The 15,559-nt window shown below is 65.4% G+C and carries 13 protein-coding genes; 5 read left to right on the top strand and 8 right to left on the bottom strand.

The genetic code is table 11. From position 1 onward, the window contains the following. Nucleotides 1-43: 43 nt before the first annotated feature. Complete coding sequence (locus E3T29_RS12650; protein ID WP_092338887.1) at nt 44-1,603, top strand: PTS ascorbate transporter subunit IIC; 1,560 nt, start codon at nt 44-46, stop codon at nt 1,601-1,603. Nucleotides 1,604-1,673: 70 nt separating this feature from the next. Here the strand turns inward: E3T29_RS12650 and E3T29_RS12655 are convergent, their stop codons facing one another. Further along, nucleotides 1,674-2,999 carry a helix-turn-helix domain-containing protein gene (locus tag E3T29_RS12655; protein WP_134345782.1) on the bottom strand — a complete coding sequence of 442 codons (1,326 nt, stop codon included), beginning with the start codon at nt 2,997-2,999 and terminating at the stop codon, nt 1,674-1,676. Nucleotides 3,000-3,142: 143 nt separating this feature from the next. Here E3T29_RS12655 and E3T29_RS12660 point away from each other — a divergent pair, with 143 nt between their 5' ends. Further along, nucleotides 3,143-4,933, top strand: a complete 1,791-nt coding sequence (locus E3T29_RS12660; RefSeq protein WP_134345784.1) for an NAD(P)/FAD-dependent oxidoreductase — start codon at nt 3,143-3,145, stop codon at nt 4,931-4,933. A 45-nt stretch (nt 4,934-4,978) separates the two neighbouring features. On the opposite strand, the gene cycA is transcribed toward E3T29_RS12660, so the two are convergent. Together cycA and ald are read right to left on the bottom strand one after the other, a co-directional pair. Next, a complete protein-coding gene (gene cycA / locus E3T29_RS12665; protein WP_134345786.1) occupies nt 4,979-6,445 on the bottom strand; it encodes a D-serine/D-alanine/glycine transporter in 1,467 nt (488 codons plus the stop codon). A gap of 103 nt (nt 6,446-6,548) precedes the next feature. Continuing rightward, complete coding sequence (ald, locus tag E3T29_RS12670) at nt 6,549-7,685, bottom strand: alanine dehydrogenase (RefSeq protein WP_134345788.1); 1,137 nt, start codon at nt 7,683-7,685, stop codon at nt 6,549-6,551. Nucleotides 7,686-7,969: 284 nt separating this feature from the next. On the opposite strand from ald, the gene E3T29_RS12675 reads away from it, so the two are divergent. Continuing rightward, the gene (locus tag E3T29_RS12675) at nt 7,970-9,178 is read left to right on the top strand and encodes a CdaR family transcriptional regulator (RefSeq protein ID WP_134345790.1); all 1,209 of its coding nucleotides are present in this window, start codon (nt 7,970-7,972) and stop codon (nt 9,176-9,178) included. Nucleotides 9,179-9,295: 117 nt separating this feature from the next. Here the strand turns inward: E3T29_RS12675 and E3T29_RS12680 are convergent, their stop codons facing one another. From E3T29_RS12680 to E3T29_RS12700, 5 genes are all read right to left on the bottom strand, one after another. Beyond that, entirely contained in the window at nt 9,296-10,273 is a 978-nt protein-coding gene (locus tag E3T29_RS12680; RefSeq protein ID WP_134345792.1) for an NAD(P)H-quinone oxidoreductase, read from the bottom strand. A gap of 49 nt (nt 10,274-10,322) precedes the next feature. Next, the gene (locus tag E3T29_RS12685; RefSeq protein ID WP_134345794.1) at nt 10,323-10,817 is read right to left on the bottom strand and encodes a DNA alkylation repair protein; all 495 of its coding nucleotides are present in this window, start codon (nt 10,815-10,817) and stop codon (nt 10,323-10,325) included. 4 nt (nt 10,818-10,821) lie between these two features. After that, nucleotides 10,822-11,325, bottom strand: coding sequence for a hypothetical protein (locus E3T29_RS12690; RefSeq protein WP_241987799.1), 504 nt, complete (start codon nt 11,323-11,325; stop codon nt 10,822-10,824). A gap of 45 nt (nt 11,326-11,370) precedes the next feature. Further along, the gene (locus tag E3T29_RS12695; protein ID WP_134345796.1) at nt 11,371-11,994 is read right to left on the bottom strand and encodes a LysE family transporter; all 624 of its coding nucleotides are present in this window, start codon (nt 11,992-11,994) and stop codon (nt 11,371-11,373) included. Nucleotides 11,995-12,081: 87 nt separating this feature from the next. After that, the gene (locus E3T29_RS12700) at nt 12,082-12,858 is read right to left on the bottom strand and encodes a hypothetical protein (RefSeq protein WP_134345798.1); all 777 of its coding nucleotides are present in this window, start codon (nt 12,856-12,858) and stop codon (nt 12,082-12,084) included. A 289-nt stretch (nt 12,859-13,147) separates the two neighbouring features. Between E3T29_RS12700 and E3T29_RS12705 the strand changes: the two genes are divergently transcribed. Continuing rightward, on the top strand, nt 13,148-15,022 hold the full coding sequence (locus E3T29_RS12705; protein WP_134345799.1) for an HNH endonuclease signature motif containing protein: 1,875 nt from the start codon (nt 13,148-13,150) through the stop codon (nt 15,020-15,022). A 277-nt stretch (nt 15,023-15,299) separates the two neighbouring features. Beyond that, entirely contained in the window at nt 15,300-15,554 is a 255-nt protein-coding gene (locus E3T29_RS12710) for an AbrB/MazE/SpoVT family DNA-binding domain-containing protein (protein WP_198417757.1), read from the top strand. The last annotated feature ends 5 nt before the right edge of the window (nt 15,555-15,559 follow it).

Raw genomic sequence — 15,559 nt, forward strand, 5'->3', positions numbered from 1 at the left:
CTTCATCAACCGCACGTCTGAGTAAGAGAGGGAGCACCCCGACATGGAGTGGTTCTTAGTCATTCTGGATTTCATCGGCCAGCAGATTTTGAATGTGCCGGCCTACCTGGTGGGCATCATCACGGCCGTCGGGCTCATCGCCCTGCGCCGCCCGGTCGGAACCATCATCGGCGGCAGCCTCAAGGCAGCCCTCGGCTTTCTCATTCTCGGCGCCGGTGCCGGTGTGGTTGTCGCTTCACTCACCCCGCTCGGCGACCTGATTCTCAAGGTCACCGGCGCGCAGGGCGTGATTCCGACCAACGAGGTCATCACAGCCCTCGCCGCCGAGGAATTCGGAGCGACCAGCGCCTACGTGCTCGTCGTCGGATTCATCGTCATGCTGCTTCTGGCACGATTCACCCCACTCAAGTACGTGTTCCTCACCGGGCACCACATGGTCTTCATGGCCATGATGCTCGCGGTCGTGCTCTCGGTCGGCTTCGGTTCTGAGCTCAGCTGGCTCGTCGTCGTCATTGGCGGTGGCCTGCTCGGCGTGATCATGGTGGTCATGCCGGCCTTCGCCCAGCCGTGGACCAAGCGCATCACCGGCGACGACACGATCGCCATCGGCCACTTCGGAACCCTCGGCTACATCGCTGCCGGCGCCGTCGGCCAGGCCGTCGGCAAGCGCAGCAAGAGCACCGAGCACATCAACTTTCCGCAGAACCTGCGCTTTCTGCGCGACTCCATGGTGGCTACCTCGGTCTCGATGGTCGCCATCTACATGGTCTTCGCCATCTGGGGCCTCATCGCGCTTCCCCGAGCGGATGCCCTCGCTATTTTCGGCTCCGTCGACGGCGGCGCGTTCATCATGGCCGCCTTCGCCCAGGCGCTGCAGTTCGGCGTGGGTGTGGCCATCATCCTCTACGGTGTGCGCACCATCCTCGGCGAGCTCGTCCCAGCGTTCCAGGGCATCGCCGAAAAGGTCGTGCCTGGTGCCCGCCCCGCGCTCGACATTCCGATCGTCTTTCCGTTCGCGGCCAACGCCGTGCTCATCGGATTCCTGGCGTCCTTCGCTGGTGGCTTGATCAGCCTCGGTGTGCTGGCCATCTGGCTCGGACCGGTGTTTGGTCTCGCTCTGATTCTGCCCGGCATGGTGCCGCACTTCTTCACTGGCGGTGGCGCCGGTGTCTACGGCAACGCCACCGGTGGTCGTATCGGTGCCATGGTCGGTGGTTTCGTCAACGGAATCCTGATCACCATCCTGCCGGCCATTCTGCTGCTCGTACTCGGCAACTTCGGCTTCGCCAACAGCACCTTCGGTGACGCGGACTTCGGCTGGTTTGGCACGCTCATCGGCGTGAGCCTGCTCGGCGACAACACCGCCATCGGCGTGATGCTCACCGTGCTCATCGGCGTGGTGTTGGTCGTCGCTGCGATCATCTTCCAGGTCAAGGTCACCAACAAGGGCTGGATGCCCGGCGCCAAGCACACCGCTTTCGTCGACGCTATCGAAGCCGACGTCAAGGCGGCCGCTGCGGCAGCAAAGGCCGAGGCCAGGGCAGCACGCCTGGCCGCAGCCGAGACCGCGAAGACCGCCGAGCCGGCCGACAAACCAGCGTAACTGCGGTACGCAGGGGCCGCGCCGGTCGGAGCGGCCCCTGCGGGCATAACGCTCAGCGCAGGCGCCCCGGTTAGAGGCCGAGCTCGCTGTCGATGCGGCTGAGGCGAGCCAGTGACGACACATAGGCGGCATCGGCCTGGCCGGCTAGCAGCCCGAGGGCGTGTACGGCGGCGCGATCATCGCTGCCCATCTCGGTCGCGCACCACCGGCGCAGCAGCTCGGCATCTCCGCTGGCCCGAACGGATGCCCCGACCGCGCTCGTGATCTCGGCCCGCAGCGGTTCAATCGCCCGGGCGGTTGAGCGGGAGAGGAACGGGGCCGTATAGGCGGCGAGTGCTGCCGATACCTGTCCCTGGCGCACCAGGTGCAAGACCCGCGCCGCGTCAGACGTGCCGCGCAGGCCGGGGGCCAGGCGATACGGCGTTGACTGCAGCGCATCGCCGAGAACCTGCCGAATACGGTGCATTTCGATGCGGATGGTTGCCGCAGAACCGGTCTCACCGTGAATGGAGTAGGCGAGTTCGTCGGCCGTCCAGCCGCGATCCCGCGACTCCAACAGGGCCAGAATTTCCGCGCGCCGCGGCGAGAGGAGTACCCGGTGGCCGTCGGCGGTGAGAACCGCCGGGTGCTCACCCAATAAGTCGAGGGAGACCGCAGACGAGTGCCCGGCTGTCGGATTAACCGTGACCGCACCCACGGTTCTGGTTGTGCGCTCGTTCACCCGTTGTGCGGTCCGCAACAACTCCTCGGCAACGCGCACCCCACACTTGACCATGCGCACGCTGTCTGCCGTGACCGTCTGGAGAGGCCCGGACACGGTGAGTACCCCCAGCACCACTCCGGTCTGCGGGTCTCGGATCGGCGAGGCCGTGCACGCCCAGGCATGATGCGAGCGCACGAGGTGCTCCGCCGAGAACAGCTGGGCCGCTCGGCCGCTGAGGACAGCTTCACTGATGGCGTTCGTGCCCACACCCGCCTCGGACCAGTCGGCCCCCTCCACGAACTCCAGCCGATCGGCCTGCCGCAAGGCCGCCCGGCTGCCGACTCGCCACAAAACCTCACCGTGGGCATCGGCCAGCACGAGCAGATGCTGACCCGGAGAGCTCTCATCAGCGAGAAGCTCACTGAGGGCCGGCATCACCATCTGCAGCGCATGCCCGCGGCGGAGCGCCACGGCATCCGCTACCTCATGCAGGTGCCGGGGCAGATGGCGGTCGGGGTCAATGCCGGCGGCGAGTGAGCGCTGCCAGGAGTTCCACACGTCGCCGGTGATCGCGGGCGGTGGTGCACCGTCGCGGGTGTGATCGTGGGCAGCGCGGAGCATCCGCTCGTATTTGCGGGGCGAAGAAAAACGCAGGCCAGCAGTGAGAACCGCGCCGCTGGGCTCTGTGGACATGCGCTGTCTCCCTCATTGGATACGACGATGAGGCCGAGCAGAGACCAGGTGTAACGCCTGTGCAACCCCTGCGGCCGTGTACTTGAACATACAGGTCGCGCCCGACAATGGGCCGATTCTTCGCTGGTTCACAAAGGAGTGACATGCCCGATACACCAATTACTATCGTCGAGAACTGGCTCGCCCGGTTCGATACCGCCCTGCAGCACCGTGACCTCGAGGGCGCCCTCGCGCTCTTCGCTGACGACTGCTACTGGCGGGATTTCATCTCGTTCACGTGGAATTTGAAAACCCTTGAGGGTAAGGACGACATAGAACGGATGCTCGCCGCCACCCTCGACCAGGTAAATCCGCATAGCTGGGCGCTCGCCGAACCGGCAACCGGTGTAGCCAGTGCCGTGGAGGCCTGGGTTACGTTCGAAACCGGTAGTGCTCGCGGATACGCCCACCTCCGGTTGAACGACGGATTGTGCTACACCCTGCTCACCACGATGCAGGAGCTCAAGGGTTTTGAGGAGAAGAAGGGGCGCACCCGGGAGCAGGGCGTGTCGCACGAAATCACGAAAGGACGCACCTCGTGGCTCGAGAAGAAGACGGCCCAGGAGGCTCGGCTCGGTTATGAGGAGCAGCCGTATTGCGTGATCGTGGGCGGGGGCCAGGGCGGCATCGGCCTGGCAGCCCGCATGAAGCGGCTCGGTGTTCCCACGATCGTGATCGAGAAGAACGCCAAGGCGGGTGACTCCTGGCGAAATCGCTACAAATCCCTGCATTTGCACGACCCGGTCTGGTACGACCACCTGCCATACCTCAAGTTTCCCGAGGACTGGCCCGTCTTTGCCTCGAAAGACAAGATCGGTGACTGGCTCGAGCACTACACCAGCATCATGGAACTCAACTATTGGTCGAGCACTGAATGCACCAAAGCGACTTTCGACGACGACGCCCAGGAGTGGCTGGTACAGGTCGTGCGTGACGGCACACCGGTCACCCTGAGACCCAAGCAGCTGGTCTTCGCACTCGGCGTCTCCGGGTATCCGAATACGCCGGTCTTCGCCGGCGCGGAGTCGTTCGCAGGGGAGCAGCATCACTCATCGCAGCACGGCGGCGGCGGTGACTACACCGGCAAAAAGGCCGTCGTGATCGGGTCGAACAACTCGGCCCACGATATCTGCGCCGACCTGTGGGAGCACGGAGCAGACGTCACCATGGTGCAGCGCTCGTCGACGCACATTTCACGCAGCGATTCGCTCATGGAGCTCGCACTCGGTGGGCTTTACTCCGAGCAGGCGCTCGCCAACGGGGTGACCACCGAAAAGGCTGACTTGCTCTTCGCGTCGTTGCCTTACCGCCTCCTGCCCGCCGCGCAGATTCCGGTGTTCGAACAGATGGCGCAGCGCGACGCCGAGTTCTACTCCCAACTCACCGCCGCAGGCTTCGACCTCGACTTTGGCACGGATGGTTCGGGCCTGTTCCTGAAATACCTGCGACGCGGCTCCGGCTATTACATCGATGTGGGAGCCTCGCAGCTGCTTATCGACGGTCGCGTCGCGGTGAAGTCGGGGCAGGTCGACCGCATCACGCCCGAGTCGGTGGTGCTCGCCGACGGTGCCGAACTCGATGCTGATCTCATCGTTTATGCCACCGGGTATGGCTCTATGAACGGATGGCTTGCCGATCTGGTCTCACCGGAGGTCGCCGACCAGGTGGGGCGCTGCTGGGGATACGGGTCCGACACGCCAAAGGATCCGGGGCCGTGGGAGGGTGAACTACGCAACATGTGGAAGCCCACGAACGTTCCTCAACTCTGGATTCACGGCGGCAACCTGCACCAGAGCCGGCACTACTCCAACTACCTTGCGCTGCAGATCAAAGCCCGCATGGAGGGGCTTAATACCCCGGTGTACGAGCTGCAGGAGTCTCACTACACGCGCTGAAGGCGCTGAGCCCGAAAGCGGCTTACTGGCGGCCGGTCACGGATATCAGCGGCGGAAGGCGAGTGCCGCGGCCCGATCGGCCTGCACATTTGCCCGGTGAAGTTCGTGGTGGGCGGCCAGTTCCGGGCGGCGGCGAATGATGAACCACACCGTGGCGAGCCCGATGAACCACACCGGCGTCACGAGCAGCGCCTGCAGGGTATCGGCCTTCTGGGTGAGCGCCCAGATCAGGAAGACGAAGAACGCGAGCAGGACATAACACATGTAGACGCCGCCGGGCATTTTGAACTTGGAGGCCGCGTGCAGTGCCGGGCGACGCTTGCGGTACACGATGTAGCTCACCACGATGATGGACCACACGAAGATGAACAGTACCGATGCCATGGTCGTCACCACGGTGAACACGGCGATGATCGACGAGCTCGCATACAGCAGAACAGCGGATACGAGCAAAAACATGCAGGAGAACAACAGCGCGTTGGCCGGCACCCGGTGGCGGCTCAGGCGTTGAAAACGCCCCGGTGCCGTACCCTCGACCGACAGCCCGAAGAGCATTCTCGATGTGGAATACAGCCCGGAATTCGCGGAGGATGTCGCGCTCGTGAGCACGACGAAATTGATCACGGCTGCGGCCGCGCCGAGCCCCGCGAGGGCGAACATCGCCACGAACGGGCTCACATCGGCGGTGACCTCACGCCACGGAGTGACCGCCATGATCACGATTAGGGCCAGCACGTAGAACAGCATGATGCGAATGGGGATCGAGTTGATGGCCTTGGGAAGGTTCTTCTCCGGGTGCTGCGCTTCAGCGGCCGTCGTGCCCACGAGCTCGACCCCGAGGAACGCGAACACAGAGAGCTGGAAGCCGGCGATGAACCCCATCGGACCGGTCGGAAACATCCCGCCGTCGTTCCACAGATTCGTGAGGCTTGCCGGGGAGCCGCCGGGGGACTGGAACTTTGTGAACACCATCACGAGCCCCACGATGATGAGCGTGACGATCGCGACGATCTTGATCAGCGCGAACCAGAACTCGGTCTCGCCGAACGCCTTGACGCTCGTGAGGTTGAAGCCAAGCAGAATCAACACGGCACCGAGGGCCGGAATCCACAGCGGCAGATCGGGCCACCAGAAGCTCGTATACAGCGCGATCGCGATCAGCTCGGCGATGGCGGTCACGATCCAGCAGAGCCAATACGTCCAGCTCGTGAAGAAGCCGGCCCACGGCCCCAGCAGGTCACCGGCGAAGTCGCTGAACGACTTGTATTCGAGGTTGGAGAGCAGCAACTCGCCCATGGCCCGCATCACGAAGAACAGCATGAAGCCGATGATCATGTAGACGAAGATCACCGACGGTCCTGCCAGCGAGATGGTCTTGCCGGATCCCATGAACAGGCCCGTTCCGATCGCCCCGCCGATGGCGATGAGCTGGATATGACGATTCGACAGTGAGCGTGCCAGGTGCGGCTGCGCGCTGGGCGCGGATCGAGTGCTGGGTTTCAATTGCGACATCGGAGATACTTCCTTGTAGTCCAGGCGATTGGCACGGGGAGAACACGGTAAGGAATGCCGGGGGCCGGTGAAATCGGCCGACCCCGGCATCCGTTACCAACGACTACACGAGGGTGAGCTCGGCCTCTGTCACGAGGTCGGTCCAGTCCGCGAGCGGCAGGTTGAGAGCAACGCTGACCGAACGGTTCGCGATCTTGCCCGCGGCGATGTTGAGCCCGCCAGCGAGGGCGGCGTCACGCTCGAACGCTGCTCGCACGCCACGGTCGGCGATCGACAGGGCGTAGGGCAGGGTGACGTTGGTCAGCGCGAGGGTCGATGTCTGCGGCACGGCGCCGGGCATGTTGGCCACGCAGTAGAAGATCGAGCCGTGCACGGCGAAGGTGGGGTTCTCGTGCGTGGTGGCGTGGGTGCCTTCGAAGCAGCCGCCCTGGTCAACCGCGATGTCGACGAGCACGGAGCCCGGCTTCATACGGGAGACGAGCTCGTTGGTGACGAGCTTGGGGGCCTTGGCACCCGGAATCAGCACTGAGCCGATCACGAGGTCGGCCTCGGTCACCGACTGGTCGATGTTGTAGGCGTTCGAGGCTATGGTCTTGAGGCGTCCGGCGTACTGGGCGTCGAGTTCGCGCAGGCGATCGATGTTGATGTCGAGAATCGTGACGTCCGCGCCCATGCCGATGGCCATTGCGGCGGCGTTGGAGCCGGCCACACCGGCGCCGATCACGGTCACCTTGGCGGCACGTACTCCGGGTACGCCGCCCATCAGAATTCCGGGGCCGCCGCCGGGGCGGGTCATCGACGCGGAGCCGACCTGAACGGCGAGGCGCCCGGCGACCTCGCTCATCGGGGCGAGTAACGGCAGCGAGCGATCGGCTTTCTGCACGGTCTCGTAGGCGATGGCGGTGACGCCGGCCTCAAGCAGGGCGGTGGCGAGTTCGGGCTCAGCGGCCAGGTGCAGATAGGTGAAGAGAATCAGGCCCTGACGAAAATGCACGTACTCGGCGGTGATCGGCTCTTTCACCTTGAGGATCATGTCGGCGCTCGCCCACACCTCGAAGGCGGTTTCGACGATCGCGGCGCCGGCGGCCGCGTAATCGGCGTCGGAGAACCCGGAGGCGATTCCGGCTCCGGCCTGCACGAGCACGGTGTGGCCGTGCAGCTTGGCTTCGTGGACTCCGGCGGCGGTGATCGCCACACGGTATTCGTTGTTCTTCACTTCGGTCGGAACACCAATGATCATGGGGAACTCCTACTTCTTCAGGGCGCGTCGCCGATCGACTTTGGTCAGCATAGAAACGATAAGCCCGCGTTTTGAGGGCTGTCGCGGCAGGGCCCTGCTGATAGCGGATGCCGTGGGCTGGCCCCCGCACGTCTCACCGCCCCGGAATTAGCACTTGTCCGGGAGTTTTATTCCCGGAGATGCGCCGCATGGCCCGAGCCTCGGGCGGGCCTGGTTCGACATCTGTAGCGCCACGCCGCGTCGATTGTCGCCTGGCGTTCACACGCTTGCGTAAGATTAAACCCATGAACGCGGCCGATATCGACCGGGCGGTGGCCTTCATCGCCGCGCGCCTTGGCCGCGCCCTCTCCCTGGAAGACCTCGACGGCGGCCTGCTCGCGTACAGCGCGCATCAGGCTACGGCCGACCGCGTGCGCACGAACTTTCTGCTGAGCAAGCTCGTTCCGCCCGATGTCAGCGTCTGGCAGCTCAGCCACGGCATCGCCAGGGCCGTCAAGCCTGTTCCGGTTCCGGCGAATGCCGAGCTCGGCATGTTGGGCCGGGTGTGCGTGCCGCTGCTTGCCCGGGGATTCCGAGTGGGGTATCTCTGGGTGCTGCAGCAGGATGACGAACTCGAACCCGATTCCATCGTGCAGGAACTGCGGATCATTCGCCCCGAGCTGGACGTACTCGCCGAGATGCTGCTCAATGGCACGAGCGCGGATTCCGATGGCCGTCGTGCCCGCGAGGCGCAATTTCTCGCCGCCTGCTTCGGCGACCGCGACGCCGTCGTGTCCGTGGGCGGCTGGCCGGGAGTGCACGGGCGCGGGCCGTGGCGACTGGCCACCCTGCTCGACCGGGGCAACAACGCCCGGCGCACTTCCGCCGAGAGCAACCTGCTGCAGCGGCTCTCTGCCCTGTATGCCACGCTCGGAATCAACACAGTGCTGTTCTCCGCAGGCACCGAAACGCACGCTGTTTTGCTCCTGCAAGACGTGATCGACTGCATCGACGAGTCCGAGATTCTGCGTCGGTTCGGGCTGGAAGTTTCGCGCCGCGGTGGGCAGCCGGCCGCGCCGGCCCTGCTCGGCCTGAGCGAGCCCTTTGCCGACCTGCGCCGGCTGCCCGGAGCCTACGCCGAGGCGCGTAGCGCCGTGCAGGCAGCGTGGGTGGACGCCCAGTTGGGGGCTCTGGTGTCGTTTCGCGCCATCGGGGTGTACCAGTTCCTGGCGGTTGAGGGGCGGGACGTGTCGCCGGGGGAGTCGACCCTCTACACCGAGCTGCGCGAACTCGACCCCAACGGGGAGCTGCTGCCGGTACTCGAGCTGATGTACGACAAGGACGGTTCGGTGGCCGAGGTCGCCGAGCAGTTGCACCTGCACCGCACGAGTATTTACAACCGGCTCGGACGCATCCGTTCGCTCATCGGCGTCGATCCGCTGGGCGGTCAGGCTCGCCTTGAGCTGCATCTGGCCCTCAAGGCCGAACGCTGGGCCGGGCGCCCCCGGCTCTAGCGCCATGCGAGCGAGCAGGCCCGCGAACTCGGCGACTTGGCTGTGCAACTTGCACTGACCGAATAACCCACGGCAGTGTGCGGCGGTCGCACCGTTTGTGACCCGTGTCGTGCTCGGTCAGGGCACCAGCACGATCTTGCCGACGTGAGCGGATGATTCCAGCCGGCTATGGGCATCCGCTGCGTTCTCGAAAGAGAATCTCCCGTCGATCACCGGGCGAAACTCGCCCGACGCTATCCACGGCCAGATCGCCGATTCGAGAGCGCGCACGATATCGATTCTCTCGGCGAGGGAGCGAGCACGCAGCGTGGTGGCCCAGTAGCGTGCACGTTTTTGCATGAGGCGGGCCGGATCGAAGGTGGCCGGTTCGTTGCTCTGGTTGGCAATCACCATGATGCGACCGTTGATCGCGACCGCCTCGATGTTGCGCGCCGCGTAGGCGCCGCCCATGATGTCGAGAATCACGTTGGCACCGCGCCCATCGGTAGCGGCCTTGATCTCGGTCACAAAGTCCTGCTCGCGATAGTTGATGAGCGTCTCGGCCCCGAGGCTGGCGCACATGGCGAGCTTCTCGGCGGAGCCGGCCGTCACGGCCACGCGGGCATCCAGGAGGCGGGCCAACTGAATGGCGGTGGTGCCGATTCCGCTGCCGCCACCGTGCACGAGCAGGGTCTCGCCGGGCGCGAGTTCGGCGCTCATGAACACGTTAGACCACACCGTGGCTAGGGCTTCGGGCAGGGCGGCGGCGTCTACGAGGTCCATCGAGAGCGGCACCAGCAGCGCCAGGCCTTCGTGCACCACCACTTCGGTGGCATACCCACCGCCGGGAAGCAGCGAGCAGACCCGGTCGCCCACGCCGAAGCGGGTCACGTCATCGCCTACCTCGGTGACCACGCCCGACACCTCGAGCCCCGGCCATTCCGGGGCGCCGGGAGGTGACGGGTAGCGGCCCTCGCGTTGCATGATGTCGGCGCGGTTGATGCCCGCTGCGGCCACCTCCACCCGAATGTCGTGGGCGCCGACCTCGAGGTCGGGCACGGTTTGCATGGTCAGGGCTTCGGGCCCGCCGGGAGAGTTCACGATGATTGCGCGCATGCCCGCAGCCTACGCGACGCCCTCACGGCGGATGCCGCCGCTCGCCCCGCTACTCGCTCGCGATCCGTGCGTGCACACCGCGTGCAGCGCGGAGCAGCCAGGGGTCGCCGTCTCGCGCCCACCGCGCCAGCGCTCCATCCGCTCTGGCGCGATTCGCGCCGGTCAGTCGCTGCACGAGCGGCAGCACCACGTCGACCGTGAGCGGATCCGCGAGCTCGGGCACAGCCGCACCGCGCAGAAACCCTTCGATGCGGGTGAGGTCGTTGTTGTCGAGCCGGGTCACGTTCGCCTGCAGCAGCACGATCGCGGCGAGGCGGCGCTCAAAGACCGGAACGCTCCACAGCTCGGAACTGAGCGCGGTCACCTCGTCGTGGGTCATGCTCTTATGTCGACGGGCCAGGTCGCGGATGGTGCCACGCACGGCGCCCACCGAGGCGCCGTAGACCTCGAGCTCGGCGCCCAGCTGCGCCTGCCACTCGGCTGCCCGCTCCCAGGTCGCTTCGTACTGCAGCGTGCGATCTACGAAGTCGCCGGCGTCGGTCATTCGTCTATTCTGCGCCGGCCGAGACCGCGCGAGCGGCCCGAATGATCACCACGATCAGGGCAAGCAGGGCAGCCGCACTCACCAGGTACAAGACCATGCCCCACGGGGTGTGATCGGCACCCGAAATCAGGAACGTGTCGGCGAGCGACATACCGGGGCCGAACGAGACGAAGAAATGTCCGGGAGCAGCAAACACCAGCAGCACGAGATAGGCCGCGATGACCGGCCACACCCGACTGGTGCGGCGCATGGTCGCGACCAGCAGGATCACCCCGGCCAGCAGCAGCCCGATGCCAGCCCAGGTGACGACTCCGTTTGCGCTGAGGCTTTCACCGGCGAGGGCCATGTCGGCACGAATCTGCCCGAGCGTTGCGCCCGGCACCGCCGCGAGCGGATTCCACACCAGAATCTGCAGCGCCCCGGCAATTGCATACAGCATAACGACTGCGAAGCCCACGATCCCCGCTAGTACGGTCGGACGCGGTGGTCGTGTTTCGGTGGTACTCATCAAGCAAGCGTATCGAGCATCCGTTCAGAAGCGGATGCCGGCATCTCAATGCACCAGCGCCAGCAGCAGCGCGACGGCCACGAACAGCACGCCGAACGTGCGGTTGAGAATTAGCTGACCACGAGCGGTGTTCGTGAAGCGCTGAAACGACTTCGCCGCCACCGCGAAGAACAGCCACATCACGATCACGTCGATCAGCACCACGGTGACCGTCAGCACAAGGTACTGCGGCAGCAGCGGCTGCTCGGGCTGAATGAACTGCGGCATGAACGCGAGAAAGAACACGAGCGCCTTGGGGTTCAGCAGGTTCACCCACAGACCGCGGCGAAACATCGACCCGGCCGGTTCGCGCGTGCGCGGTGCAGCCAAATCCCGCGTCGGATCAGGCTTCTGCACCAACAGACGGATGCCCAGAAACACCAGGTAGGCCGCCCCCGCATACCGAATCACATTGAACAGCACGGGAGAATTGGCCACGAGCACGCCCACGCCGAGCGCCACCACAGCCACGTGCACCACGAGTGCCGCCTGCTGCCCGAGGATTCCCCAGATCGAGCGACGAAACCCGCTGGTCAGCGAGTTGTTCATGGTGTTGATCGCTCCCGCGCCCGGGGTGAAGCTGATCAGCACGCCGGCGCCGACGAGGGCCAGCCATAGGGAAAGTTGCACACGTCAGCGTAGCGCGGGCGCCCGCACGCCGGTGGCGACAGAGACTCCGGCGGAGCCGAGGCGGGCTGCCAGCTTTGTCGGAACTCTCTAGTTACGGCCAAACAGGTTGCCGAGAGCAGAGAGGCCGGGGATCTCGAAGTTCGCGCCGAGTTCTTTCACCTGCTCGCCCAATCCGGTCGCATACTCGTCGGCGCCGTCGGCGACGCCCTGGGTGATTCCCTCGAGACCGCCGGCGAGGCTCTCGAAATCGACGCCGAGGCCGGCCGCCTGTTCCAGGAGGGGCCCGGCCACATTGCTGAGAACTGCGCCACCGGCGACAGCGGCGAGTAGCCCGCCGGCACCGAGCCCGAGCGCGGCGACACCCGCTCCGGCAAGTGCGCCGCCGGCTCCTCGGCCGGACGACCGGGCAAACAGCTTCTTCAGGAAGCCGGGGTTCTGGGCTTCGCCGCGGGTGGCCGACCGGGCCAGGTCCTCCGGGCTGGTCGATGCCGGATATTCGTTGGCCGGCAGCTCTGTGCGCAGCTGAGCGTTGACCTCGTCGCGTTGCACCGGCGTGAGGCGCGCGAAGGCATCGCGGTGAACCTGCTCAAGCTGCTGGGGCTGCGCGGTCTGCAGCAGGTAGTCGTAACGGGCGATGGCCGCGCGGTCTTCGGCGCTCACCGCCGGCGCCGCTTTCGCAGCTACGACGGGAGTGGCACTTCTCTGCACGTTGTTCGCCGTGGGCCTGCTGTCTCCGGTGACCTTGTCGGCTGCGGTGCGCACCATCTCGCGCCAATCCGTCTTGCCAGACCCAGCGGAGGACGGCTGTCCCTTCTTATCAAGGGCCTTGGATGCCATGCTCAGAATGCGCTGGAGGTTGCTCATTGGGGGCCTTTCGGTTTGGCTGGGTTTCCATTGTGCCCAGCCGCACCTGAGCAAAGCCTCCCAGTCGCTTCCATCCGGCGACGAGGGCATGAGTGATGTGGCATCAAGCCGCACTATCTCACGTGCGGGTGCGGGCTGTGCCTTCGCAGTCCGAGCCCGCGGCATCCGCTGTGCGAACACTCGCCGGTCCCGAAAACGCGACTGTCCGTGCGAATTCAGCTTCGCACGGATATCCCAAAATATGTGAGAATGGCTCGACTTCTGGAGTTGGGCTTGGTACACTTGTTCTATGAGCCAGAGCGGCGACACCCCCCAGCCGAGCCTCGTCGATCCATTCTTCGCTTGTCACGGCTACCCGCCTTCCACTCCCGAGGAGCGCGCCGAGTTCGAGGCGTTCTGGGCGCAGTGCCAGGCCGATTGGCGGGTCGAGATCGCCGAGGGGCTCGAAGAATTCACCCCGGACGATGCCCCCGTACCGGTCCGCCCGGAACCCGTCAACCTGAAATCGGTGAGCCCGATGGCTAACCGTCCGGTGCTGATTGACGGTCCACCGATTCCGATCGGCCTGGACCTGACCGAGGTGTTCGCTGCGGTGCCGCCCGAGCATGTGTTCGATGGGGAGCTCCGTGAGGAGATCCTCTACGCTGAGTATCTCGCGGCCAATTTCCTCCCGGATTTCCTCTCGGATGAGGGCGCCACTGACGAGCTCCGGGCTCATCCCGCTGCCGCTGACCAATCAGATTCAGCCGCCGCTGACCCGGACCAATTCGACCCGGCCGACAGCAGCACGGGCGGCGTCTTAAGTCCGTTTCAGCGGCATCAGGCGCAGTTCGTCGACCGGGTGCTCTACCTGGAGAAGATCATCGCCTGGGCCCAGGCGAGCAAGGCTGAGGTTCTCACCGAAGCGTGGGACTACACCACCAACACCGCCGAAACCGGCCGCCCCCTGTCCGGGCCGGGCCATGAGCACGATTGGGATGCTACCTTCGCCGCGCAGCAGGGCCTCGTGGCGGAGATGGCGTGCGCGCTGCGCATCCCGAACGGCACCGCGTCCGGCCTCCTCCAAGAGAGCCGGCAACTGGTGGTCGAGCGGCCCGATACTCTTACCGCGCTCCGCACCGGGGACATCTCCCTCCGCCACGCCCGCCGCCTGCTCGACCAGCTCGTCTCCGTGCCGCGGCCCGCCCGCGCCGCACTGGAGGCGGTGCTGCTGCCGCACGCCAAACGCCTCACTCCCACGCAGTTCGAGGGCAAGGCCCGCAAACTGCGGGAACGGTTCCACCCCGACAGCATCACCGTGCGCCGCGCCAAGTGCCTCTCCGACCGCAAGGTGCTGTTCTTCCCCGATAAAGACGGCATGGCCACCCTCTGGCTGCGCGGTGCAGGTGACGACTTGCAGGGCATCTACACCCGCGTCACCGACGCCGCCATCAGCCTGCAGGGCCCGGGCGAAGAGCGCACCCTCAGCCAGCTCCGCGCCGATGTCGCCGTCGACCTGCTCCAGCAGGGCGTCACCGGCAGCGGCCTCGGCGCCGGACTCACCGCCAACGTCAACATCACCGTCCCGGTGCTCACACTGATGGGCAAAAGCGAAGAACCCGCCGAGCTGGAAGGGTACGGGCCGATCGACCCGGAGACCGCCCGCCGCCTGGCCGGCACGGCGACAAGTTTCCTGCGCATCCTCACCCACCCCCACACCGGAATCGTGATCGACGTCAGCCAAGACCCCTTCCGAGTACCGGCCAGCCTGAAGAAGTACCTGCGACTGCGGGATGGAACCTGCCGGTTCCCCGGCTGCAACCGCTCCGCCGGGCACAGCGACCTCGACCACACCATCGACAAACAATTCGGCGGCCCCACCACCGCCACCAACCTGCACTTTCTCTCCCCGGCGCACCACAACCTGAAGCACTTCAGCGAGTGGAAAGCCGTCGCCGACCCCGACGNGTGGAAAGCCGTCGCCGACCCCGACGGCACCCTGCACTGGACCAGCCCCGCCGGCAAACACTATGCCACCGACCCCGCCACCCGCATCAGCCCCCACCTACAACAACCACCGCCAGCACCACCCCCGCCAACCATTCCAGCACCACCCCCGCCCAACCCGTGGACCTCCGTCTGGAACACCGACAACGCCGACAACCCCGACCCGCAACCTTTCTAGGATCGATCCTGCTGGCGGTGCTGCCCGGTAATCTTGTGGTGATCGGCGTCGTGACCGTACTCTGCTCCCTTCTGCCAATTGTCGGCATCGTCGTGCGGCTGACGCAGCTCGCCTGACCCAGCTGAAATTCCAGAGCGGATGCTGGCACCGACTCCCAATCAAATTTGGATCGCGCCGGACGAGTTTCGGTATCAGCTCAGTGACCCTCATTGAGTTGCCGGCGTGGTTGAGCAAATGACTCTCGCCGTGCTGCCTTACGCCACCTAAAATGTAAGTCATGAAGGCCATCGTCACCCTGAGCAGCAAAGGCCAACTAACGCTTCCCGCAGCAGTGCGCAAAGCCCTACAGCTTGAACGCGGTGATCGACTGGAAATCTCGATCGACGAAGCCAGCGGCACGATCAACATAGCGCCGGTGGCGCACATCGAAGCCCTCAGTGCACGAATCTCCAGCTACGCGACGATCGTCGAGCCCGTCACAGACGTCGACGCCTACTACCAGGAACACCGTAACGACGAGAGTGCACATTGAGCGCA

Source organism: Cryobacterium sp. TMT1-66-1 (assembly GCF_004403435.1).
Taxonomy (GTDB): Bacteria; Actinomycetota; Actinomycetes; order Actinomycetales; family Microbacteriaceae; genus Cryobacterium; species Cryobacterium flavum.